General features: G+C 55.0%; 13 protein-coding genes and 1 riboswitch. Of the genes, 2 read left to right on the plus strand and 11 right to left on the minus strand.

The window, feature by feature from the left end:
* From JJQ72_RS14430 to JJQ72_RS14445, 4 genes are all read right to left on the minus strand, one after another.
* The coding region (locus JJQ72_RS14430; RefSeq protein ID WP_243896104.1) for a DUF6531 domain-containing protein at positions 1-3818 on the minus strand (3818 nt) is incomplete at its 3' end.
* A gap of 37 nt (positions 3819-3855) precedes the next feature.
* Complete coding sequence (locus JJQ72_RS14435) at positions 3856-4146, minus strand: WXG100 family type VII secretion target (protein WP_138224733.1); 291 nt, start codon at positions 4144-4146, stop codon at positions 3856-3858.
* A gap of 29 nt (positions 4147-4175) precedes the next feature.
* Positions 4176-4448: a WXG100 family type VII secretion target gene (locus JJQ72_RS14440; protein WP_138224732.1), complete on the minus strand. Its 273-nt coding sequence runs from the start codon at positions 4446-4448 to the stop codon at positions 4176-4178.
* On the minus strand, positions 4429-5280 hold the full coding sequence (locus JJQ72_RS14445; RefSeq protein ID WP_138224731.1) for a hypothetical protein: 852 nt from the start codon (positions 5278-5280) through the stop codon (positions 4429-4431). Before JJQ72_RS14445 ends, JJQ72_RS14440 begins: the two co-directional genes overlap by 20 nt.
* Positions 5281-5512: 232 nt before the next feature.
* On the opposite strand from JJQ72_RS14445, the gene JJQ72_RS14450 reads away from it, so the two are divergent.
* Positions 5513-5707 carry a hypothetical protein gene (locus JJQ72_RS14450; protein ID WP_138224730.1) on the plus strand — a complete coding sequence of 65 codons (195 nt, stop codon included), beginning with the start codon at positions 5513-5515 and terminating at the stop codon, positions 5705-5707.
* A gap of 139 nt (positions 5708-5846) precedes the next feature.
* On the opposite strand, the gene pepF is transcribed toward JJQ72_RS14450, so the two are convergent.
* The 6 genes from pepF to JJQ72_RS14480 form a co-directional block, all read right to left on the minus strand.
* Positions 5847-7646, minus strand: a complete 1800-nt coding sequence (pepF, locus tag JJQ72_RS14455) for an oligoendopeptidase F (RefSeq protein ID WP_208204096.1) — start codon at positions 7644-7646, stop codon at positions 5847-5849.
* 138 nt (positions 7647-7784) lie between these two features.
* Positions 7785-9497, minus strand: coding sequence for a methyl-accepting chemotaxis protein (locus tag JJQ72_RS14460; protein ID WP_208204097.1), 1713 nt, complete (start codon positions 9495-9497; stop codon positions 7785-7787).
* Positions 9498-10978: 1481 nt separating this feature from the next.
* The gene (locus JJQ72_RS14465) at positions 10979-12715 is read right to left on the minus strand and encodes an allophanate hydrolase (protein ID WP_208204098.1); all 1737 of its coding nucleotides are present in this window, start codon (positions 12713-12715) and stop codon (positions 10979-10981) included.
* Positions 12715-16338: an urea carboxylase gene (gene uca / locus JJQ72_RS14470; RefSeq protein ID WP_208204099.1), complete on the minus strand. Its 3624-nt coding sequence runs from the start codon at positions 16336-16338 to the stop codon at positions 12715-12717. Before uca ends, JJQ72_RS14465 begins: the two co-directional genes overlap by 1 nt.
* The gene (locus tag JJQ72_RS14475) at positions 16331-17014 is read right to left on the minus strand and encodes an urea amidolyase associated protein UAAP2 (RefSeq protein WP_208204100.1); all 684 of its coding nucleotides are present in this window, start codon (positions 17012-17014) and stop codon (positions 16331-16333) included. The genes uca and JJQ72_RS14475 overlap by 8 nt, the downstream gene beginning before the upstream one ends.
* Position 17015: 1 nt before the next feature.
* Positions 17016-17738, minus strand: a complete 723-nt coding sequence (locus tag JJQ72_RS14480; protein ID WP_208204101.1) for an urea amidolyase associated protein UAAP1 — start codon at positions 17736-17738, stop codon at positions 17016-17018.
* A 65-nt stretch (positions 17739-17803) separates the two neighbouring features.
* A riboswitch (guanidine-I (ykkC/yxkD leader) is annotated at positions 17804-17911 on the minus strand.
* A 267-nt stretch (positions 17912-18178) separates the two neighbouring features.
* On the opposite strand from JJQ72_RS14480, the gene JJQ72_RS14485 reads away from it, so the two are divergent.
* A complete protein-coding gene (locus tag JJQ72_RS14485) occupies positions 18179-19513 on the plus strand; it encodes an APC family permease (protein WP_208204102.1) in 1335 nt (444 codons plus the stop codon).
* A 121-nt stretch (positions 19514-19634) separates the two neighbouring features.
* Here JJQ72_RS14485 and JJQ72_RS14490 read toward each other — a convergent pair whose 3' ends face one another.
* The gene (locus tag JJQ72_RS14490) at positions 19635-20660 is read right to left on the minus strand and encodes a Gfo/Idh/MocA family protein (RefSeq protein WP_208204103.1); all 1026 of its coding nucleotides are present in this window, start codon (positions 20658-20660) and stop codon (positions 19635-19637) included.
* Positions 20661-20801 lie beyond the last annotated feature (141 nt).

The raw sequence follows: 20801 nt of genomic DNA on the forward strand, positions 1-20801 counted from the left end.
CCCTTCACGTTCATCCAGGTCCGCTCGTTCTCTGCATTATAACCGTACGTAATACTGCCGGCCTGGACCAGGCGGTCCCGGGCATCGTAGACAAAATCCTGGCTTCGTCCGCGCAGCCGCCCTCGGAGAAGGTTGCCGTCTTCGTCCATGGCAACGTCCTCGCCGTTCACACTTCTCAGGCGGTTGTCTGCTGCATAGGACATCCGTATCTGGGAATCGCCTTCTTCCATACAGGTCATATTTCCGGAGGCATCGTAGGTGTACCGGCTGGCGTTTGCCGCAGTGAGTGCTCCCCAGCTATTGTACTCATACCGGGTTTCGTTCTCCTTGATCAGAAGCCCTGCGGCGTCATAACAATAACGGTACTGCTGCAGCAGCCGTCCCTTTACGCCCGTGTCGAGCAGGGAGATCAACTGGCCCTCTTTGTCGTAGGCCCGCAGCTCTGCGGTACCGTTCGGCCGGTCCGTACGGACCAGCTGGCCCCTTTCATCATAGCTGTAGGCGGTCACCCGCTTCTTCCAGTCACGCACTTCGGTCATCCGCCCCGCTGCATCGTAGCGGTACGTGACTTTTTTGCCGTCCGGGTAGTGGAGCACGGACACATTTCCGAGCCCGTCATATTCGTAACGGATGGTCTGGCCGCGTTCATTGGTATAAGAAGTTACCCGGCCCAGTGAATCGTAGGTGCGCTTCTCTATCGTGGCTGCTGTGCCGTCTCCTGTGCTTTCGCTGATGGTGATCAGGCGCCCGGCCGCATCATATTGATGTTCCAGCGTACCGGCCCCGTCTTGCTGCTTATGCAGCCTTCCGGCCGCATCCGGCGTATAGGTGGTAACGATACCGCGCGCACTGCGGCGGCGGATGAGAAATCCTCGTGGATCATAGTCATAGGTTAGCTGCGTGCCTGCCGGTGTGATCTCCTCTGTCGGCCTGCCGGCCATATCGTAGCGGAACTTGGTCTCATTTCCGGCCGCATCGCGGTAGCCTGCCAGCTGTCCTGCTGCGGTAAAAGCCCGGCTGCTCTCTTGGCCGCACTGATTCACCCGCACCAGGCGTGATAGGCCGTCATACGCATAAGCTGTAATATCGCCCTTCGCGTTCTCTTTCTCTAGAATCTGTCCCAGCCGATTAAAACGGTAGTTCACCGCATGCCCCAGCGCGTTCACCACAGCTGCCGGATTGCCGTCCTTGTCATATCGCACAGAGCGCAGGGCATATCCCTCGCCATCCGTAACCTTCGTTACACGGCCGGCCGCATCATATTGATAACGGGTGACTACACCGGATGGATCGGTACTTTGCAAAAGACGCCCCGCCCCATCATACGCATAACAAGTGGAAGCGCCGTTCGTATGAACAACCTGAATGACGCGCTCTTCATTATCGTACCGATAACGAACCGTACGCCCAAGCTCATCTTGTTCTTCGATCAGGTTTCCTGCCGCATTATACTTGTACAACCGGGCATGGCCGAGCGGATCGATCTGTCTTCGCAGCGCGCCCTCCTTATCATAGTCGTATGTAGTGACGGCACCCAGCGGATCGGTTACCGAAACCACCTGATGGCTGACATTGTAGGCTTGACGGATCACGCCGCCGGCAGGATCGGTCACCTGGGTGATGCGTCCTCCAGCATCGTACTCATAGCGTGTCACACATCCAAGCGGATCCGTAACGGTCACCAGGTTTCCAAATGCGTCATAGGAGTACCGGGTCACTGCCCCGGATTGATCCTCCATCGTCTGCATAAGGCCCTGCTCATTATAGCTGATCCGAATGAAGCCGTCTTCGGAGTCTTTCCGCAGGACTGGGCGGTGATGCTCATCATACTCGAAATCAATGGCGTTTCCTTCACCGTCAATGTAAGAAATCAAGGAACCGAATTCATTATACCGGTAAAGGTCGCGAAGCTGTCCATTCATGCGTCGTTCCGTAAGCCGTCCCTTTTCATCGTACACATAGATGCTCTCTTTGCCGTCCGGCTCCACCTCCAAAGTGCAGAGCCCCTGCTCATTATATTCATACCGAGTGACATGTCCCAGCTCATCCTGCAGTGCAATCAGGCGGTACCGGTCGTCGTGGGTAAACACCCGGGTTGCGCCTTCCCGGTTCGTAAAGGTCGTGATGATCCAACCCGGATGGCTCTCCTCGTCATAGTCAAAAGAACACCATTGTCCCAGCGCATCCTTCTGGCGGGCCACACGTCCTTCATCGTCATATTCGTTCACAAAATAAACGATGCCCTCTCCGCTTCGCATCGAGGATAAACGTCCTTCGGGTGTGTATGCACAGCTGATCAGGCTGTGATCCGGGGGCGTGATATCTGTAAGCCGTCCTGCTGTGTAGAGAAAGAACGCGGTATAACCCAGCGGATCGACAACAGATTGAAGTAATCCTGTTTCACTATAAGATAATTGAAATGATCTGCCGCTCAAGGCATCCTTGATTTCAAGCAAACGGCCCTGTGTATCAAAAGACAATCGCTGTATCTGGCCTGCCGGATTCCGGATCTCCTTCAGCTGGCCCTCAGCACTAAATAACAGGACTTTTTGATCCTTCCTGACGAGACGATAGCCTCCATCCGCCCGGATAATCCGGTCATGAAGCACATCCACATCCCTGCTTCGGAATATGCCGTCTTCTCCCCGCTGATAGGTGTTGCTGCGGAAGCTGCTCCACCAAACCTCTAATGTGCCTTCAGCAGGCTGTTCCAGACGAATTTCGTAGTTATGGCTCCAATCCAGGCCCAAAGCTCCACTGCCGTTAAGCAGAGAATGATAGGAAATCGAGAATGTCAGGTCCTCGGCGCCCTTGAGATGCAGCAGCGGATGCTCAATAATCTGGGCTCCAGTAGAGGTATCGACAGGGTCCCCTGCTGTGGAACGCGGATTAACGCCGTCCTTCTTCTGGATCCGGCTGCCAGCAGACACGCCGGAATACGGGGTTCGTGCCATTCCAATGCCTGCTGCTGCGCCGGCACCTCCCGCGGCTGCCAAGCCCGCTGTACCTGTGGCAGCTTCGTCCACTTGTCTTGCAGTGTTCTCCGCTGCCGCTGCAGCCTCATCCCCATGCCTCGCAGCTCCCGGCGCAGCATTCACGGTCGGTCCTGACGCAGCAGCATCTTTGCCGCTATTGGCGGCATCGCCTGCACGATCGACTGCTGTACCTCCATCCCCTGCTTGATCGGCCGCCTTCGCCGCATCCCCGGCCTGATCTGCTGTCTTGGCCGCATTACCCGCGTTGTCCGCCGCCTTGGCTGAGTCACCGGCACGGTCGACGGCGCGCGCAGCGTCAGACGCGCGTTCTCCTTGTTTGGAGACGCTCGCTGCATCATCAATCATTCCAATCAGCTGAGAGCCCTTCTTCACCGTCTTGCCTGCCGGTCCCAGCATACTGAGGACACGCTCTACGTTCGTCAGCTTTTCTTTGGTAAAGACATCATATCCCACCGCCGCATCCACAATGCCTTTGACATTGCCGACGACGGGGACAAAATCCAGCGTCGTTCCCAGGACCACGGCTGCCCACTTCAGGAGCTTTCCGGCCGAGAAGCCGGTTTCCTGCCCGTCAGCCTCGGCAAATCCCTCGCTTTTCTTATTTAAAAATGCCGCCATCTCCTCATACTGCTGAGCCAGCTTGCCGAACAGCCCCGCCATTTCCGCCCAGGCCGCATCCAATGATCCCCGCTGCGAGCCTTCATAATCCACACTGCGCCAGGTACTCTCCAGCGCACGGCCCAGGCGCTCGATATCCTGGGATGCATTTTTCATCTTGTTCCGCAGGTCTGCCAGTTCTCCCGGATCCACAATGATACGCAAGCGTCCCTCTCCTCCCTCACTTCTCGCCAAGTGCAGCTTACCGCCCTTCGCGTTCTCTTCTCCGTTCCTCTTCATCGGCCCGGCGCAGCGCTTCGGCTACACCTTGGCACTGTGACGCCATCTGCGAAGCTAGTGCTGTCAAGCGATGTAAGGTACGTTCACTCTCATTCCATGCGACTGAATATTTCTGTTCAGCCCGGCCCGACCATTCTATGGAGGCTTTTCGTTTCTGCGGCTCCCCGGCAATCTGCCCAAGCTGCTGACCCGCTGCCGCAAAATGGGACGCCGCCCGTTCCAGTGCCGCAATGTCCGCTATGATTCTCGACAAATAGGTCCTCCCCTTTCCAACTCTGTCTGCTAGGAGCTCTCATCCGCACTCCGGAACCTTCCCGAAATCGCCTTCAGCTCTTCTCCGATCATCTTCAGCGTCTCGGACACACTTTGCAGCTGTTCATGCGAGCCCGTGTAGGATTGATAAAATCGTTCTCGCGTGACGCCCTCCCATTCGCCGGACATCCCATCGATTATTGCTTTGAGCTCCACAGCCATATCGAGATTGCTCTGACTGCACGCTAAGAAGCGGGCAGCCGCCTCATCCAGCTGCTCCGGATTAATCTTGATCTTCGTCATGCGCCTCACCTCCGAAGTTCGTTTTGGGTAATGCAAGCATATCCTGAACCAGAGTTTTCACCGCTAAACCTAGTTTTTTGCGCCGATAATTCTCCACCCGCACGCCCTGCTCCTCGTCACGCCTAGCGATCCAGCCGCCGTCCACTCCTATACCGCAGGTAATGATCTGCTGGCGCCACACCGGTCCGCTGCGCTGCATCAAGGACATTCTCCCGTGAAATTCAGCCTGCTTCATGAGAGCCTTCAGGCTCTCCTGCTCCGGACTCAGCCTCGTGGACAAGGTTCTCGCCTTCTCCTGATCACTGCCGCTCAGCAAAATGTCATAAGCCTCAACCGGAAGCGTAAACGGCTGCTTGATCACTCCTTGTGCCGCGGCTTCAACCGGAAACACTTGCTCAATCAGCGGCAAGGACAGCTCCAGGTTCGCAATAGCGCTCAGCCGAACCATAGAGTTCCCTTCCTCATCGCCATTTACGGTCTGCACTCGTTCGACCACCATCTGCGGCAAAAAATGAAGGTAAGCATCGTAGATGGACTCCCCGCTTTTTTTCAACTCCAGACGTACCGCATAAGGACTGTCCAGCACCGCCAAGCAAGCCTCTAACACAGGTTCAATCAACAGATCTGACCTGCCCGCGGAAAGGAGCCCGCGCTCTTGCAGCTGCTGCCGGGTCTTGTCCCATTCTTCCTCAAGCTCATCAAGCAAGTAACCGGGATACGGATCTCTAAATCCGGCTATCCCACCATGCTCCACCATATTTATTAGAAAAAACAGCTCCCGCTGTCCGATCTCACGCACCCATTCCTGATCGCTCTCTGCTGCCACTGACATACGGCACCCCCTGTTTTCCACAATTCCCCATATTATATATAAACATTTTGCCATGCTGTTCCAAGCTTTGTCAAAAGTAACCATGATGCATTGAGAACTTTCTTGAGATAGTACATCTTCTCTCCTTAAACGGGATAAGCCCCTCCTGCTAATAGCCACTCCCAACCTTTAATGTTAAAATAAACTATATAGCGGAAAAGTTAGCATGTTCTAATGCCAAAGGAGGCTGTTTATGAAACAAGAGGATGAGATCCGGGAGCTGAGAGAACGATTAGCTGAAATCGAAGAGCAGCTCGAACATCAGTCGGACGGGTCAAAGCTTCTCCGCAACATCATACTTGTCGTCATACTTGTCGTGATCAGCGTGTTCTTGCTGTTGTTCTTGGTCGGCATGTTTCAATTTGTATCTGCAAGCAGCAGTTCATAACAACGTATCATTCTGCAACGAACAACATATTTTTGTACTTGAAGATGAAGATCCAGCAGTACGGTTCTGGATATACGTCAAAATCCCCCCGCATAGCCTCGATGCGGGGGGATTTTGGCTGTATTATAGTAGAGATCCTTTAATAGAGCTGCTCCAGCTCATCAATGAGTGAGCCTACATAAGCAGCGGCGTGCTTGATGGGCTCGGGCTGGGACATGTCAACGCCTGCCATCTTCATGAGCTCCAAGGGGCTGCGGGAGCCGCCCGCCTTCAGCACGTCAAGCCAGCGCTCTACGGCCGGCTGGCCTTCTTCCCGGATCTGCTTCGCTGCCGCTGTAGAAGCGGTCAAGCCAGCAGCGTAGGTATACGGGTACAAGCTCATGTAATAATGAGGCTGACGCATCCAGGTCAGCTTGGCGTCATCATCAATCTTGACAGCATCCCCCCAGAAGGCGGACAGAATGCCCCCTTTCACATCCCCCAAGAGGTTAGCTGTAATCGGAACCTGCCGGGATGCCAGATCATAAACCTGGCGCTGCAGCTCCCCTTCCAGCAGATGGGTCACAAAGTTATGAAAATACGTTCCGAGCAGCTGCGATATGACCCAGCGGCGCATTCGGGGATCCTCGGATCGCTCGAGCAAATGATCTGCCAGCAACAGCTCGTTCATTGTCGAAGGAGCTTCAATGAAAAAAAGCGAAGGCCGGGCATTGGTCATCCGCTGATACCGCGCCCCCAGCATGAGATGTCCGGCGTGACCAACCTCATGGGCGAGCGTAAATACCCCCCTCATGCTGCCGGTCCAACTGATGAGAATGTAAGAATGCATGCCTGGAATGGAGCGGCAGAACGCCCCTGTTCTTTTTCCCGTGTTGACGGCATAATCGACCCAGCGATCCCGAAACGCAGCCTCCACAATCTCGCCGTATTCCGGTCCTAGAATGAACAAAGCCTCCTTAATCAGCTCACCCGCTTCCTCATACGTCATACCCGGGCTGAAATCCGGATCCAGGGGCGCCTTGAGATCTGCAAACGTCATTTCATGAAGTCCCAGCACCCGCTGCTTCAATGCCGCATACCTCCGCATATGAGGGGCCAGCTCCTGCTGCAAAACATCCAGCACCTGATTATACATATCTTTGGTTACCTGCTGCGGCATTAACAGCATCTCGGTCACTGATGGATACCCCCGAAGCCGGGCTTCAATGACTTGTCGCTTCACTTCGGTTGCATAGGTCTCGGCGAAGGTATTCCGGTACTGATACAAGGTCTGGCTAAAGCTGCGAAAAGCATGTCGCCTCAGCGCCGTATCCGGTGACTCTGCATATTTATTCTCATACAGGGCAAACGACAGCGGTACCTGCTCGCCTTGTCCATTCTCTATATTAGAAAACCTCATATCTGCCAGCTTGCCGCGCTCATAGATCTGGTATGGGGCTGTCAGCACCTCCCGAAATGACGATAACACCTTCTCGGTGTCCGGCGATAACCGGTAGGCCTTGTTGTGCAGCAGCAGCCTCAGGCTGCGCTCAAATTCCTGCAGACCGGGCTCATCCTCGATGAACCGGTCCAGCACGCCCTCATCCATCGCAAGAATTTCCGAGTTTACAAAGGAAAGCGCCGACTGTATGCTGGCGACGACTTCCCGTGCCCTTGCGGCATCCATCTGATACTCAGTACACGTACTATCGCCCGCCAGATGCAGATCCGAGTATGCGTTGAGGCGGCTTACTCGGGCCAGCAGCTGCTCCTGCTCAATCAGACATGCCAAGAGCACCGCTGCCCCTGTATGCAGCTTCCCTTCGTATTGGGTCACTCGCGATACCTCTTGTTGAACAGCGTTCAATTCAAGGGTCCAGGCTTCCTTCGTTTCATAAATATCTTGCAGATTCCAGGTCGTCTTTTCATCCACTTGAGCTCGTGCTAATTGGCCAGCCATGCAGCATCTCCCTTTCATACGTTTTTCAAGGTGTATGATGTTTTCATCACTAGCATGATTGTACCACTTTTTTGGAACTGTAGTGAAAGCTTGAGCTCGGGCCATGGTGACCACAGGATGACAAAGACAGCTGCAGCCTTAAATCTTAAACTGCTGAATAAGCTTCTGCAGATTTTCGGCCAAGGCGGCCAGCGCCTGGGATGAGGAGGTAATCTCTTCCATGGAAGCCAGCTGCTCTTCGGCGGCGGCAGAGATTCCCTGACTGTGGTCTGCCGAATTCAGGGACACGGCTCTTACATCCGTGAACTGGGTATTTACCTGTTGGATTCCTTCGGCAACCTTCAAAAGGGTGCTCGCGATCTCCTCAATACGGCCAACGACATTGCTGACGGCGTTTTCTATATTATGGAAGGTCTGTCCCGCCTGGTGTACAACATGCAGGCCCTGCTGAACCTCTCCGGACGTAACTCTCATCGTGTCGATCGTATGCTCCGTATCTCGCTGGATCTGGCGGATCATGTCTGTAATCTGCTTTGTCGACTTGCCCGACTGTTCGGCCAGCTTGCCTACCTCACTGGCAACGACAGCAAAGCCTTTACCCTGCTCTCCGGCGCGAGCGGCTTCAATGGATGCATTCAAGGCGAGCAGATTCGTCTGGGAAGAAATATCAGAAATGATATCTACCAGCTGTCCGATTTCCAGTGACCGCGTACTCAAGCTTTGGACTGCCTCAAACAATCCGTTCACATTGCTCGAGATGGACCCCATCTGGACGCTGACATCCTGAATGGCCGCAGTTCCTTCGTGAGACATTTGAGAAGCGTGCAATGCGTCGTTCTTCACATGCTGCGTCTGATCCGCAATGGACCGGGTGTACGCTGTCATGGTGTTCATTTCATGGGAAGCATCTTCGATCATCTCCACCTGCCGGTCTGTGCCCGCCGCCAGCTCCTGGATCGTAAGGGTGACCTGCTCACTAGCCTGAGAGCTTTGCTCTGCGCTTGCACTAAGCTGCTCCGAAGAGGAAGCGACCAACATCGAGGAATCCTGAACGGCAGCGAACACCGATTGAAGCTTGGCACTCATCTGATTGAAGGAGGCAGTGAGCTCCCCCAGCTCATCTCGGGATTGATATTGTCCTTTTACCGTGAAATCTCCGGTTTCGGCAATGGTCAGCATCCGCCTAACCTCCTTCAGCGGTCTAACGATCATCCGTGCTATCGTGTATCCAATGACGATGAGCAGCGTCAGCGTAATGATATTCGCCAAGATCACTCTCGTTATCGCCTGGTTCACATTGTCCTGATTGCGATCATTGATCGCGCTGGAATAATCCACCTTCAGGCGCTGCAGCTCTTCAAGCGCAGCATTGACCCGGTCTCCCCGATACTCGACAAGAGCCTGGTACTGCAGATAGGCGTCGCTTTTCTTGTCATCCGCTATCAAGGCCATAACCTGCTCCCTACTCTCCTCCAGGGCCTGGATGTAATTCATCAGCTCCCGCATCAGCCCGGCCTCTTCTTTGCGCAGGTTGTTCTGCTGCAGCTCGGCCAGCTTTGCTCTGACGTCCTGCTGTAATCCCGACAGATCCTCCTGCAGCTCCTTATGTTTTCTGGTACTGCTGGACATTAGCATTTCAAGCAGCACCGCGTCACTGGATTTAGCCTGAATTTGGATTTGCATGATCGTACTCAGCGGAAGGAGGCTGTCTTTGTACATCGCTTCCGAGTCCCCCGCCATTTTTGTAATATACGCTAATCCCGTCATGCCAACAGAGATTAACGATAAGGCGCTGATCAGGATCAGGATCATCAGTTTTTTGGTGATGGATAAGTTTCGCAGTAGCTTCATGGCTCTTTCCCCTTTTTGTCTATAGATATCCAATCCTGTGCCTCTCTCTTCCCACTTAAAGCAAGTGAATCCAGTTCCTGAGATGAGAAAGGACAACTATGTATATCGGATGACAAGGATTAATTTTTGATATCAAAATTGTAGATTTGAAGAGGATGTCAGGTTCTTTTTTTACCCTGTTTAGCTCTGAGCTGGCTGGAAAGGGATGGGGCAGCGTGCGGTTCAAGCGAGGCGGGGCTGCGGCACGGTGCGGCGGAGCGTTTAGCACTTCTAACGGTTGCCACAAGCGTTAATTGGTCCAATCCACGGTTACTGTAAATCTAACGGTTGCTAGACGAGTTATTTGGGTAATTTGATGCCTTTCCGCGACTTATTCCACCAAATAAGCACGCTCACAACCGTTAAAATTAGTTTACTGCCAAATAGCCATCAATAAGCGCTGTGGCAACCGTTAGAGCATGAGCTAGGGCGTGCTCGCCGCACGCGGTGGGGCAGCGTGCGGTTCGTGAACGGCGTGCTTGCGGCACAGTCTGGAGCGCGCGCTTCAAACGAGGGAGGCTCGCGACACGGGGTCGCGGCATGGTGCGGTTCAAGCGAGGCGGGACCGCGGTACGGGTGGTACAAGGGTTCTAACGGTTGCCACAAGCGTTAATTGGTCCAATCCACGGTTACTGTAAATCTAACGGTTGCTAGACGAGTTATTTGGGTAATTTGATGCCTTTCCGCGACTTATTCCACCATATAAGCACGCTCACAACCGTTAGAATTAGTTTACTGCCGAATAGCCATCAATAAGCGCTGTGGCAACCGTTAGAGCGAGCATGAGCCAGGGCGTGTTCGCCGCACAGGATGGGGCAGCGTGCGGTTCGTGAACGGCGTGCTTGCGGCACAGTCTGGAGCGCGCGGTTCAGGCGAGGCGCGCTCGCGGCACGATGCGGGCCCGCGCGCGCTTCAAGCGAAGCGGACGCGCCGCACAGTGTGGCGGAGCGTTTAGCCCTTCTAACGGTTGCCACAAGCGTTAATTGGTCCAATCCACGGTTACTTTAAATCTAACGGTTGCTAGACGAGTTATTTGGGTAATTTGATGCCTTTCAGCGACTTATTCCATCATATAAGCACGCTCACAACCGTTAGAATTAGTTTACTCCCGAATAGCCATTAATAAGCGCTGTGGCAACCGTTAGAGTATGAGCCAGGGCGTGTTCACGGCACGGGATGGAGCAGCATGCGGTTCAAGGGAGACGGGGCCGCCGCACAATGTGGGGCAGCGCCCGCTTCAAGCGAGGCGGGACCGCCGCACGCGGTGGGGCAGCGCGCGCTTCAGGCGAGGCGTGCTCGCCGCACAGTCTACAGCGCGCGCTTCAAGCGAGGCGCGTCCCCCGCACAGTGTGGAGCAGACAAGTTGGCACATCATACAGTCATCCCCCTATAAAAAGCGCCCGTCATGCAGCACAGCTGCACCACGGGCGCTTCACATCTGATCAGGCTTTCGCCATGTCCATCGCCTTTCGCCATCCACCGTATTCGGTGAGGTTCACGGCTCCTTCCGTCCCATAAGCTTCGCAAATAAATCCTGATACAATGCGGCCATCGTCAAGCTCAATCTTTCCGATCCCCAGCGGACCGGGGATGCCGGCGGTGAACGCTCCTAGAGAGGATTGCGGCATACTCCACAGCTCAACCGCTATTGAGGCACCCCCTTCTGCGACCCGAACCAGCCCCGGCTTCGGAGGAACAGTAGGCAGCCTATACAGCTCATACGTCGGGGAAGTTCTGCTTTCCTCCAGGAACACTGCACCCAGTCCGGTCATTTGCGGCTCCAGCGCAAAGCCTCTCATATGCAGTCCACAGACAGCCACGGTTACGACCTCGACCAGGCTGCGGAACTGAGCCGCCGCGGCTGTCAATTGCCCTTCCTCCTCCGGTACACTAAATAAAGTGACTCCAAACGGCAGCTGCGGACCGGCATCGACAGACGGCACGGCAACGGCACTTAAATCCAGCAGGTTACAGTGATTCGTGTACAGCCCCATCTGATTGTTGGTGCCTATCGGATCCTGCTGCACTTGTGCCCGGCTCCACGTACCGCCGCAGGTAGGCAGCAGCAGAACGGCTCCACTCAGCGCTTTCGCAATAATATGCTTGATTTCCGCCAAACGATGCTGCGCTTGAAAAAGGGCTGCTGCACTGAACTCTGCTTTGGCCCCGGTGCGCAGAATCTTCTCGGTTACCGGGAACACCTCCCCGCGGTGTCCCTCAACAAAATCACCAAGATCAGACCAGCGTTCTGCCACAAGCGGCCCTTCATACAACAGCGCTGCTGCCTCCTGCAGCAAGCTGATATCCATTTCCTCCACAGCGAAATGAAGCTGCAGAAGGTCCCGGGTGCGCTCCCATGCCTGTTCATACTCGTGGGCGAAGGGACCATAGAATGACAGCGGACCCTTTGGCAGCAGCCATACCTGGGGAGAAGCAGCGCGTCCCAGCGGCCGGTCCACGGAGAAAGGATCGTCCGGGTCCCGTCCGCGCAATATGCTGTCTGCCACCGCGGCATCCTGTATATGGTGTGCGAACACATTCACACAGTCGATGCTGCGGCATGCCGGCACTACACCGCTCAGCGGCCAGGCCCCGACAGCCGGCTTGTAGCCCACAAGCCGATTAAGCGCTGCCGGTACACGTCCCGATCCGGCGGTATCCGTTCCAAGAGCAAAAGCGGCTTGACCCCGGGCAACGGCAACGGCCGAGCCGGAGCTTGATCCGCCGCTGATCAGCTCGGGCAGCAAGGCGTTATGCGTATCGCCGTATGGGCTGCGTGTGCCCACGAGACCAGTCGCGAACTGGTCCAGGTTGGTTTTGCCTACAGGTATAGCTCCGGCAGACACCAGCCGCGCTACTACCCCGGCATACTCTTGCGGCGTAAAGGCATATGCCGGACAGGCTGCGGTAACCGGCCACCCGGCTACCGCGATATTATCCTTCACGGCAAAAGGAATCCCCCACAAGGGATGCTCCGCCGGCTCCAGCTCCTGCAGCCTTTCCAGATAAGGCGCAAGGTTCTCCAGAGAAGGCGATGTGATCCAGATGTTCATCTCGCGGTCCCGCTCTGCCCGCAGGATTACAGCTTCCATGACCTCCTGCGGTGTAAAGGCACGGGCTCGATATCCCTGCTGCAGAGAGTCAATCGTCAATTCATGAGGCACAGCTTGCACAGACATTAGACCATCGCCTCCTTCTCGACCGGAAATAATGCGACAATGCAGTCGCCAGCTTTAACCTCGGCCCCGGCATTGGCGTATACGGCAGCCACAATTCCGTCAAACGGGGCCACCTGATGGAACTCCATTTTCATACTTTCTTCTATTAAAAGAGTGTCTCCCTTTCGCACCTCATCCCCCGGACTGACGAGCACCTTCCAAACACTGCCGGACATGGAGCTGTTAATGCCGACACTGCCTTCAGGCAGCTGCTCCTGCTCCTCGGATCCAGCCGATTCAGCCTCCGACACATATTCCGCAATTCCCAGCTCTCTCCACCGCTCCCGCTCCTGCTGGAATGACGCCTGCTGCCGATTCCGAAAGACCGAGGATTCCTCCTGAATGTCCGTCAGCCATTTCAGATAATCGCCTAGACGGAACGTCGTCTCCTCCACTTCAACCTCAAAGCGCCCGCGCGGGAAATCCTCCCGGTATTGCAGCAGCTCCTCCTGAGTCACCGGATAGAACTGAATCTGGTCAAAAAACCGCAGCAGCCAAGGCTTCCCTTTTTCAAAATTAACGGTTTCGCGATGCTTGTTCCACATCTGTACCGTCCGGCCAACAAACTGATAGCCTCCTGGTCCTTCCATCCCGTAGATGCACAGATAGGCTCCGCCGATGCCAACGGCATTTTCCGGCGTCCAGGTTCTCGCTGGGTTATACTTTGTTGTTACGAGGCGATGCCGGGGATCCAGCGGAACAGCTACCGGCGCACCCAGATACACATCTCCAAGCCCCATCACAAGATAGGAGGCATTAAACACGACCTCTGCAACTTCATCATGCGAGCCGAGACCGTTCATCCGGCGGATAAACTCCAGATTGCTCGGACACCAAGGCGCATCCGGGCGCACGTTCTGCTGATAACGCTCAATCGCAAGCTGGGTTGCTGGATCATCCCACGACAAGGGCAGCTTAACGATCCGGGATGGTACTTCAATCGAATCCAGCGGAGGCAGAGCTTGATCCAGTCCCAGAATCATGACTGCCGCTTCCTTGACCGTCATCTTGGATGCATCCAGATGAATCTGCAAGGAACGGATGCCCGGGGTCATCTCGATATATGGAATCTGGCCGCTGTCTTCAATAGCCTGCATCAGCACATACACTTGAAAACGGTATAGCAGATTCAGCTCGCGTTCCCCATACTCAATCAGCAAATTCTCATCTCCGGAGCAGCGGATGGCCATCGGAAAGCGGCGACCCTCTTCTTCGTAAGCAAGGAGCGGCATGTAGTTTCCGCTGGATTGTGCCGGAAGCGCTGGCAAGGCCGGATGATTCGCAAGTGTGCTGAGATAGCTTTCCTGCTCACGGCGCAGCTGCTCTGCTTCTTCCACGGTGATGAGCGTGAAGGAAACATGATCGCCAGGATGCAGCTGTCCGAGCTTCCATAGCTCGGCTGTGGCTGTGGTCACCGGACAGACAAAGCCGCCGAGACTCGGTCCGTCCGGACCGAGCAGAATCGGCATGTCGCCGGTCAAATCCAGAGCACCTATCGCATAGGCATTGTCATGAATGTTGGAGGGGTGCAGTCCGGCATCCCCGCCGTCCTCCCGAGCCCACAGCGGTGCGGGACCTACGAGCCGGACGCCGGTGCGCGAGCTGTTGAAGTGAACCTCCCACGAAGTTGTCGTCAGCTGCTCCAAGTACTCCGGGAGCACATACTCCGCGGTACAATGCGGGCCCGGAATGACGCCAATATTCCACTCCCGGCCGAGCTGAGGTACCGAGGCTGGTGGCAGCCCGGCAAGGAGCGGCGCGCTATCTTCAGACGGGCCGGGATGGACGCCAAGCACCGCACCCGCTCGCAATGCACTGCCGGAATGTCCCCCGAAGCCGCCAAGTGTAAAGGTAGCCGCACTGCCAAGGGTCAACGGCATATCCAGGCCCCCGCCCACGAGCAGATAGGCTCGCATACCGTATTGCGCCTCGCCAAGAGTGAGCGTGGACCCCGCCTTCACAGGTATCGGCGTATACATCGGGATTTTGTCCCCGTCTATGGTCGCCTGCATGTCAGCACCGGTGAGACAGATTCTGAAATCTGCACGGAATCGGTACGCCCCGCCGCGCAGCGTCATTTCAAGGCCTGCAGCCTGATCGTCATTGCCAAGCAGCCGGTTCCCGGTCCGGAAGGCCAGGCGGTCCATTGGACCAGACGGTGGAACCCCGATATCCCAGTATCCGACCCGGCCGGGATCATCCTGCACCGTGGTCTGAACACCGCCGTCCAGCACCTCAATCGCAAGCTCGGTGGGCATGAAGCCATCCAGAATATGTGTATATACTTTCCCCTCCTGAAAAGCCGGGGTTTGCAAAAATCCTTCAATATAAGCCTTATTGGTTGTCACCCCGTACACCCGCAGCTCTCCAAGGGCGGTCATCATCGCCTGAATAGCTTCATCCCGGGCAGGAGCATGCACAATGAGCTTCGCAAGCATAGGATCATACAGCGTCGTAACCTGCACGCCGTTCTGAATCCAGGTTTCCACACGCGTATTGCGCGGCCATACAATCTGATCAATCATGCCATCGCTGGGACGGAAGCTGTTCACCGCGTCCTCGGCATAGAGCCGGACCTGAAGGCTGTGACCCTGCGGCGTCCCTGCTTTCGCACTTAATTGCTGCAGATCACCGGCAGCTTCCCGGATCATCCATTCCACCAGATCAATGCCGAGCACCTCCTCGGTCACGCCATGCTCCACCTGCAGTCGGGTGTTTACCTCGAGGAAATAATATTTTTCGTCTTCAGGGTCATACAGGAACTCCACCGTTCCCGCGCTGCGGTAGCCTGCCGTAAGCGCCAGCTGGCGCGCATCCTCATGCATGCGATGGCGCAGCCGATCCGGGAAGCAGGGGGCCGGGGTTTCCTCAATAATCTTCTGATTTCTTCGCTGCACAGAGCAGTCACGCTCACCGAGAGCCACCGCCTCCCCATACTCGTTACCAAAGATCTGCACCTCCACGTGCCGCGCGCGCTCCACATATTTTTCCAAAAACACACCGCCATCGTTAAAGTTCGTCATCGCGAGCCGGGTTACCGCATCGAACGCCTCGCGCAGAGCCTCGGCATGATCACAAATTCGCATCCCGATGCCGCCGCCGCCGGCTGTGCTTTTTAGGATCACAGGATAAGTAATCTCTTCCGCAGCACGAACCGCTGCTTCCACATCTGTAATCAATGCAGTGCCGGGGAGCAGAGGCACACCTGCCGCCTGCGCCATGGAGCGCGCCGTATGCTTCAGTCCGAACATCTCAAGATGCTCCGGAGACGGACCGATAAATGTAATGCCGTTTCTGGCACAGGACCTGGCGAATTCAGCATTCTCACTCAAAAATCCATAACCCGGGTGAATCGCATCAGCACCTACCTCCAGTGCGGTACGCAGAATCAGCTCGGCATTGATATAGCTTTCTTTGGCCGGGCCTTCCCCGATCTGCACCGCCTCATCCCCCTGATAGACGTGCAGGCTGTCCTGGTCCGCCTTGGTGTACACGGCCACCGATGGAATTCCCATTTGACGCAGGGTACGCTCGATCCGAACCGCAATTGCGCCCCGGTTAGCAATCAGAACCTTCTTAAACATGGACCTCGCCTCCTTCGCCTGTTTCTCCATTTCCATCCCAGATCAGCACTCTTGCAGGGGTTGGGTTGTAGCCGTTACACGGGTTGTTCAGCTGCGGGCAGTTACTGATCAGCACGGTTACCGGAGCCAAAGCGGTAAGCTCGACATACCGGCCCGGTCCCGAAATGCCATCCTCAAAGGTCAGGCCTCCCTCCGGCGTCACAGGTACATTCATAAAAAAATTCACGTTAGGTGCCAAATCCCGCTTGCTAAACGAACTCCGCTCTGACAGCATGAGCATGAAGGTGTCCCGGCAATTGTGCATCGGCAGTGTGTCATGGGCATACCGGACCGTGTTGCTCTGCGCCGAGCAAGCGCCCCCGATCGTATCGTGACGTCCGCAGGTATCGGCCGTAATCTTCAGCAGCTCCCGCCCGGATTCAGCAACCAGCACCGAGCCTGTCGTAAGATACAGGCTGCCTTGTCTTGTGATCGTCCCCACTGCACTATAGTGATCCGCAGGATCTTCTGTTGAATAGAACAGCGTATCTACGGCCTGATTGCCTTCCACATCGACGATCCGAAGCACCTGACCCGGCAGCAGATCATGCATCCATCCGTCCCCTGCCAAAATCGTCTGATCATACACGGCAGCCTCCACGCTCCGTCTGTCCTCCATCGCTCTTAGGTTCTCCATCTCAATAAGCCCCCTTCAACAGCGCATTGTCATGCCATGTATTTTCAAATGCCCGGCGGTTCTCCCCGCATCGATTCACGCAAATATCATCTTCCTTCACAGGCTCTGCGTCCAAAATCTCGATCTCAATGGGAGCGATAAGATAGTGCTCGGAGGGATCCAGCGGGCTTGGCGTATTCGAGAATACAACCAGCACCTCCATCTCTGTTCGAAGGATCACGGTCTGCTGAGCCACCGCCTGCTCTACATAGCGCATGGCCCCATCCTTTTGACATACGATTTTTGTAAAAAAATTAACCGGCGCTACCATGTCCCTGCCTGTCAGGCCGTGGCGGAAGAGCTCCACCTTGAAATTCTCTTCTCCGCTGCGGTACCACTTATTCCCTTCCGTCTGGTAACGAGTCCACCCGTACTTCTCATCCGTGCCCCGTCTCGTCGTGTAGCCCGAAAGAGAATCATGCCAGCCCACCTCGTCCTGGATCATCGATGCCAGCACCTTTCCCTGATCACTCATCAGCACATGACCGGCAGTCAGCATCGCAGTATGCTGTGCCTTCAGGGTATCCGGCATATTGTAGCGTTCAGCAGGAGATTTGGCGTTGTACAGCATGCAGGCCAGATTAGCCCGCTCTCCTTGTGCCGTGATTCGGATCTGCTTGCCCCGACCTACCTGTGCGGACCATTTACCGCCCGCTGGAATCATCATCTTGAACACTGCTGTCATGAGAATGGCCTCCCTTATTCAAATATAAAAGCCCGGAAGAACGTCAAAAGATAACTTTTGATGCATTCTCCCGGGCTTTTGTCCCGCCGTGTACACCGGCACTGGCACCCGATGCGTTCTCTCTCGGACCAGACGGCTGCACCTGGCAGCCCGGAACCCTAGAAAACCTTTTATTTTCACTTTTGTTGTCCTTGTGTTAACTATCCTAACATAGATTGCAGGCAACCAACAATTAAAAAGAGTAAATATCGTGATAAAAATGTTTTTTCAGGCGAAAAAAGGGGTGGTTTGCATGAGTTTTTGAAATTCGAAGGCTGTATTTTAATTTTTATGAAAAAAATGTTGTTGTCTTTTGAACCGTTACCTGCAACAATGTTAAATTATATAACACGAGAAAATCATTGCCGCCGACGAACGACAATAACAAGGAGGAATGAAAGATGCCAAGAGAGATCACTTTAAAACGCAATCTTTCCATGACACATGTGGTGACGATGGGGCTGGCCTGGATGTCTCCCATGATTTTTTTTACCAGCTTCGGGGTACTCTCTGAAGGCTCCGGAGGGATGATGCTGGCTGCCTATGTACTGGCTTTTATCGCAATTATCTTTACAGCGGCCAGCTATGCGCAGATGGCAAAGGCGTTCCCGGTATCGGGCTCCGCCTATACCTATGTCACGAAATCCATGAATTCCTTTACCGGCTTTCTGGTCGGCTGGGTCATTCTGCTGGATTATCTGTTCTCCTGTATCGTGGCTGTGCTTATGTTCGGCATTAACCTGAATGCCCAGTTCACCACAGTGCCCTCCTTTGTCTGGATTCTGGCGTTAACGCTTGTCATTATGGTCGTGAATATCATCGGAATTAAATCCTCCGCCAACCTGAACAAGGTGTTCGTGACGATGCAGATTCTGTTCATTGCCGGCTTCTGCGGACTGATTGTATACAATGCAACGGAATATGGCCTGAGTGCAGGCTGGAATCCGCTGCCTTCAACGGACGGCGTATCCTTCTCCACCATCCTTGCCGGTGCTTCCCTCGTCTGCTTCTCGTTCCTCGGTTTCGACTCGGTCACCACGATGGCGGAAGAAACCAAGGACCCCAAGAAAACGATCCCCCGCGCCATTATGGCCATCGTTCTGATCGCGGGCGCGATTTATTTTGTAACGGCGTATTTGATTCAGCAAATGTACCCGTCCTTCACCTTCGCTAATGCGGAGTCGGCGGGCTTCGAACTCATGCAGGCGATCGGCGGAAGCGGCCTGGCCTCCATCTATACCTTTGTCGTCATCTTCGCTGTGTTGTCTCAGGGCATGTCCTCCATGACCACTGTCTCCCGCCTGCTGTTCGTGATGGGCCGGAGCGCCATTCTGCCTGCCAAGACGTTCGGCTCCATTCACACTAAATTCCGCACGCCCGTATTCAACATCGTGCTGGTCAGCATCATCTCGCTATCTGCGTTGTTTATGAGTTTGGACACCGCGATCAAATTCGTGAGCTTCGGTGCTCTGACTGCGTTCTTATTCGTCAACCTTTCGGTCATTTCCCACTATATCCTCCGGGAGAAGCAGCGGGGCGCGAGAAACCTGCTTCTTCGGTTCTTCTGTCCGCTTCTGGGCGCCGGATTTATTCTGTATCTGATTACCCTGCTGGACCTTGATTCGCTCCTGCTTGGCTTCAGCTGGCTGCTGCTTGGCTCGCTGTACTACGGCGCCGTACGGATCAAGCGCAGAATACCTGCCGTCTCCATTGCCGATGCCGAGGGGGTATCGTAACTGAGGCATGGTCTTGGTCTGAAGAACGCCAAGAAGCTGACGTCGAGCCGTGACGTCAGCTTTTTTGGATAAAGTATTGTGGGCATAGGCCAAGAAGACGGAATGCCTGCTGATGATCCGTTTACATCTCGGCAGAGGAATAACCCAGCAGCTGATCCCGTACATCCACCCAGCCCTCACCGGGATGACGCAGAGCCTCCAGGATCACCTGAGCGTTATAGCCGTCGTGGAAGTTAAAGATGACACCGGGTTCACCCTTGATGCACTGCAGAAACTGCTTGAGCATTGGCAGCGGGCTAGAGACATCATCCAATGGCACCGGCTGCATCTCCGCTTCGGCCGGGCCGCCAAGCTGCAGGTCCCGCCAGTTCTCCAAGGCGATTCTCCCCTCTTCGCCATGGATGACGAGCGAGACTCGCTCATCACCTTCCCGGCGGTCGGTTCCTGACAACTGAATGTCCGTGCCGTCCTCCAGGCGCAGCACAGCGCGCACAAGGCTTTCGCACTGGGAGGCATCTTCGGGAAACGTCACTTGACTCTGGACATGAGTGATGGGTCCGAACACCTGCTGAATCATTTGAATCCAGTGAATTCCCACCTCCAGCAAATATCCGCCCTGCTGCCTGGATGTAATCCACGCATTATGCTGCCAGGCTCTGGGCCACTGCGGGAATTCCAGGAACAAATTCATGCCCGCAATCGCGCCGATGGCTCTCTCCTTCAGCAGCGCTTTCATCTTCAGCACAGCCGGGTCCAGCGGAAGTGAGAAATGAACGGCATGAATCTTTCCGCTTCGCTCCGCGAGGGCGGTCATGACTCTCGCTTCTTCCAGACTGTTCGCAAGCGGCTTCTCACAGAATACGTGGAGCCCCTTCTCGAACGCGATCTTCGCCACGTTCTCATGCAGGGAGGGCGGAACCGCAATGTATACCATATCCAGCTCTGTTTCATTCAGCAGCTGGCGGTAATCTGTGTATAGGCGCGGGCTGTCTGCGATCTCGGCGGCTTCTCTGCGCAGTCTTTCCTCATGGCTGTCGCAAATGGCGCTCAGCTCGATTTGGCCTTTAAATTGAGGCAATAGCCGGTGAATCATATGCTTGCCCATGTGTCCGAGGCCGATCACGGCCATTTTTCGAATGGTATTCATGTTGAACGTTCTCCTGTTCTGTGGATGCTTGTTCCTGTGCAGCTTTATGGAGCCAGCTTTTCTATTATAGAGCAAGAGTCCCGTCTTTCAAAAGTATCCTCCATTTCGTATTCTGAACGCGTTGACGTTGCTGCGAATGCA

This window comes from Paenibacillus sp. F411 (assembly GCF_017582705.1).
GTDB lineage: Bacteria > Bacillota > Bacilli > Paenibacillales > Paenibacillaceae > Paenibacillus_AQ > Paenibacillus_AQ algicola.

Coding starts and splice junctions, on each gene's coding strand:
- JJQ72_RS14440 (WP_138224732.1), bottom strand. CDS start 4,448: ATGACGAAGATCAAGATTAATCCGGAGCAGCTGGATGAGGCGGCTGCC.
- JJQ72_RS14445 (WP_138224731.1), bottom strand. CDS start 5,280: ATGTCAGTGGCAGCAGAGAGCGATCAGGAATGGGTGCGTGAGATCGGA.
- JJQ72_RS14450 (WP_138224730.1), top strand. CDS start 5,513: ATGAAACAAGAGGATGAGATCCGGGAGCTGAGAGAACGATTAGCTGAA.
- pepF (WP_208204096.1), bottom strand. CDS start 7,646: ATGGCTGGCCAATTAGCACGAGCTCAAGTGGATGAAAAGACGACCTGG.
- JJQ72_RS14460 (WP_208204097.1), bottom strand. CDS start 9,497: ATGAAGCTACTGCGAAACTTATCCATCACCAAAAAACTGATGATCCTG.
- JJQ72_RS14465 (WP_208204098.1), bottom strand. CDS start 12,715: ATGTCTGTGCAAGCTGTGCCTCATGAATTGACGATTGACTCTCTGCAG.
- uca (WP_208204099.1), bottom strand. CDS start 16,338: ATGTTTAAGAAGGTTCTGATTGCTAACCGGGGCGCAATTGCGGTTCGG.
- JJQ72_RS14475 (WP_208204100.1), bottom strand. CDS start 17,014: ATGGAGAACCTAAGAGCGATGGAGGACAGACGGAGCGTGGAGGCTGCC.
- JJQ72_RS14480 (WP_208204101.1), bottom strand. CDS start 17,738: ATGACAGCAGTGTTCAAGATGATGATTCCAGCGGGCGGTAAATGGTCC.
- JJQ72_RS14485 (WP_208204102.1), top strand. CDS start 18,179: ATGCCAAGAGAGATCACTTTAAAACGCAATCTTTCCATGACACATGTG.
- JJQ72_RS14490 (WP_208204103.1), bottom strand. CDS start 20,660: ATGAATACCATTCGAAAAATGGCCGTGATCGGCCTCGGACACATGGGC.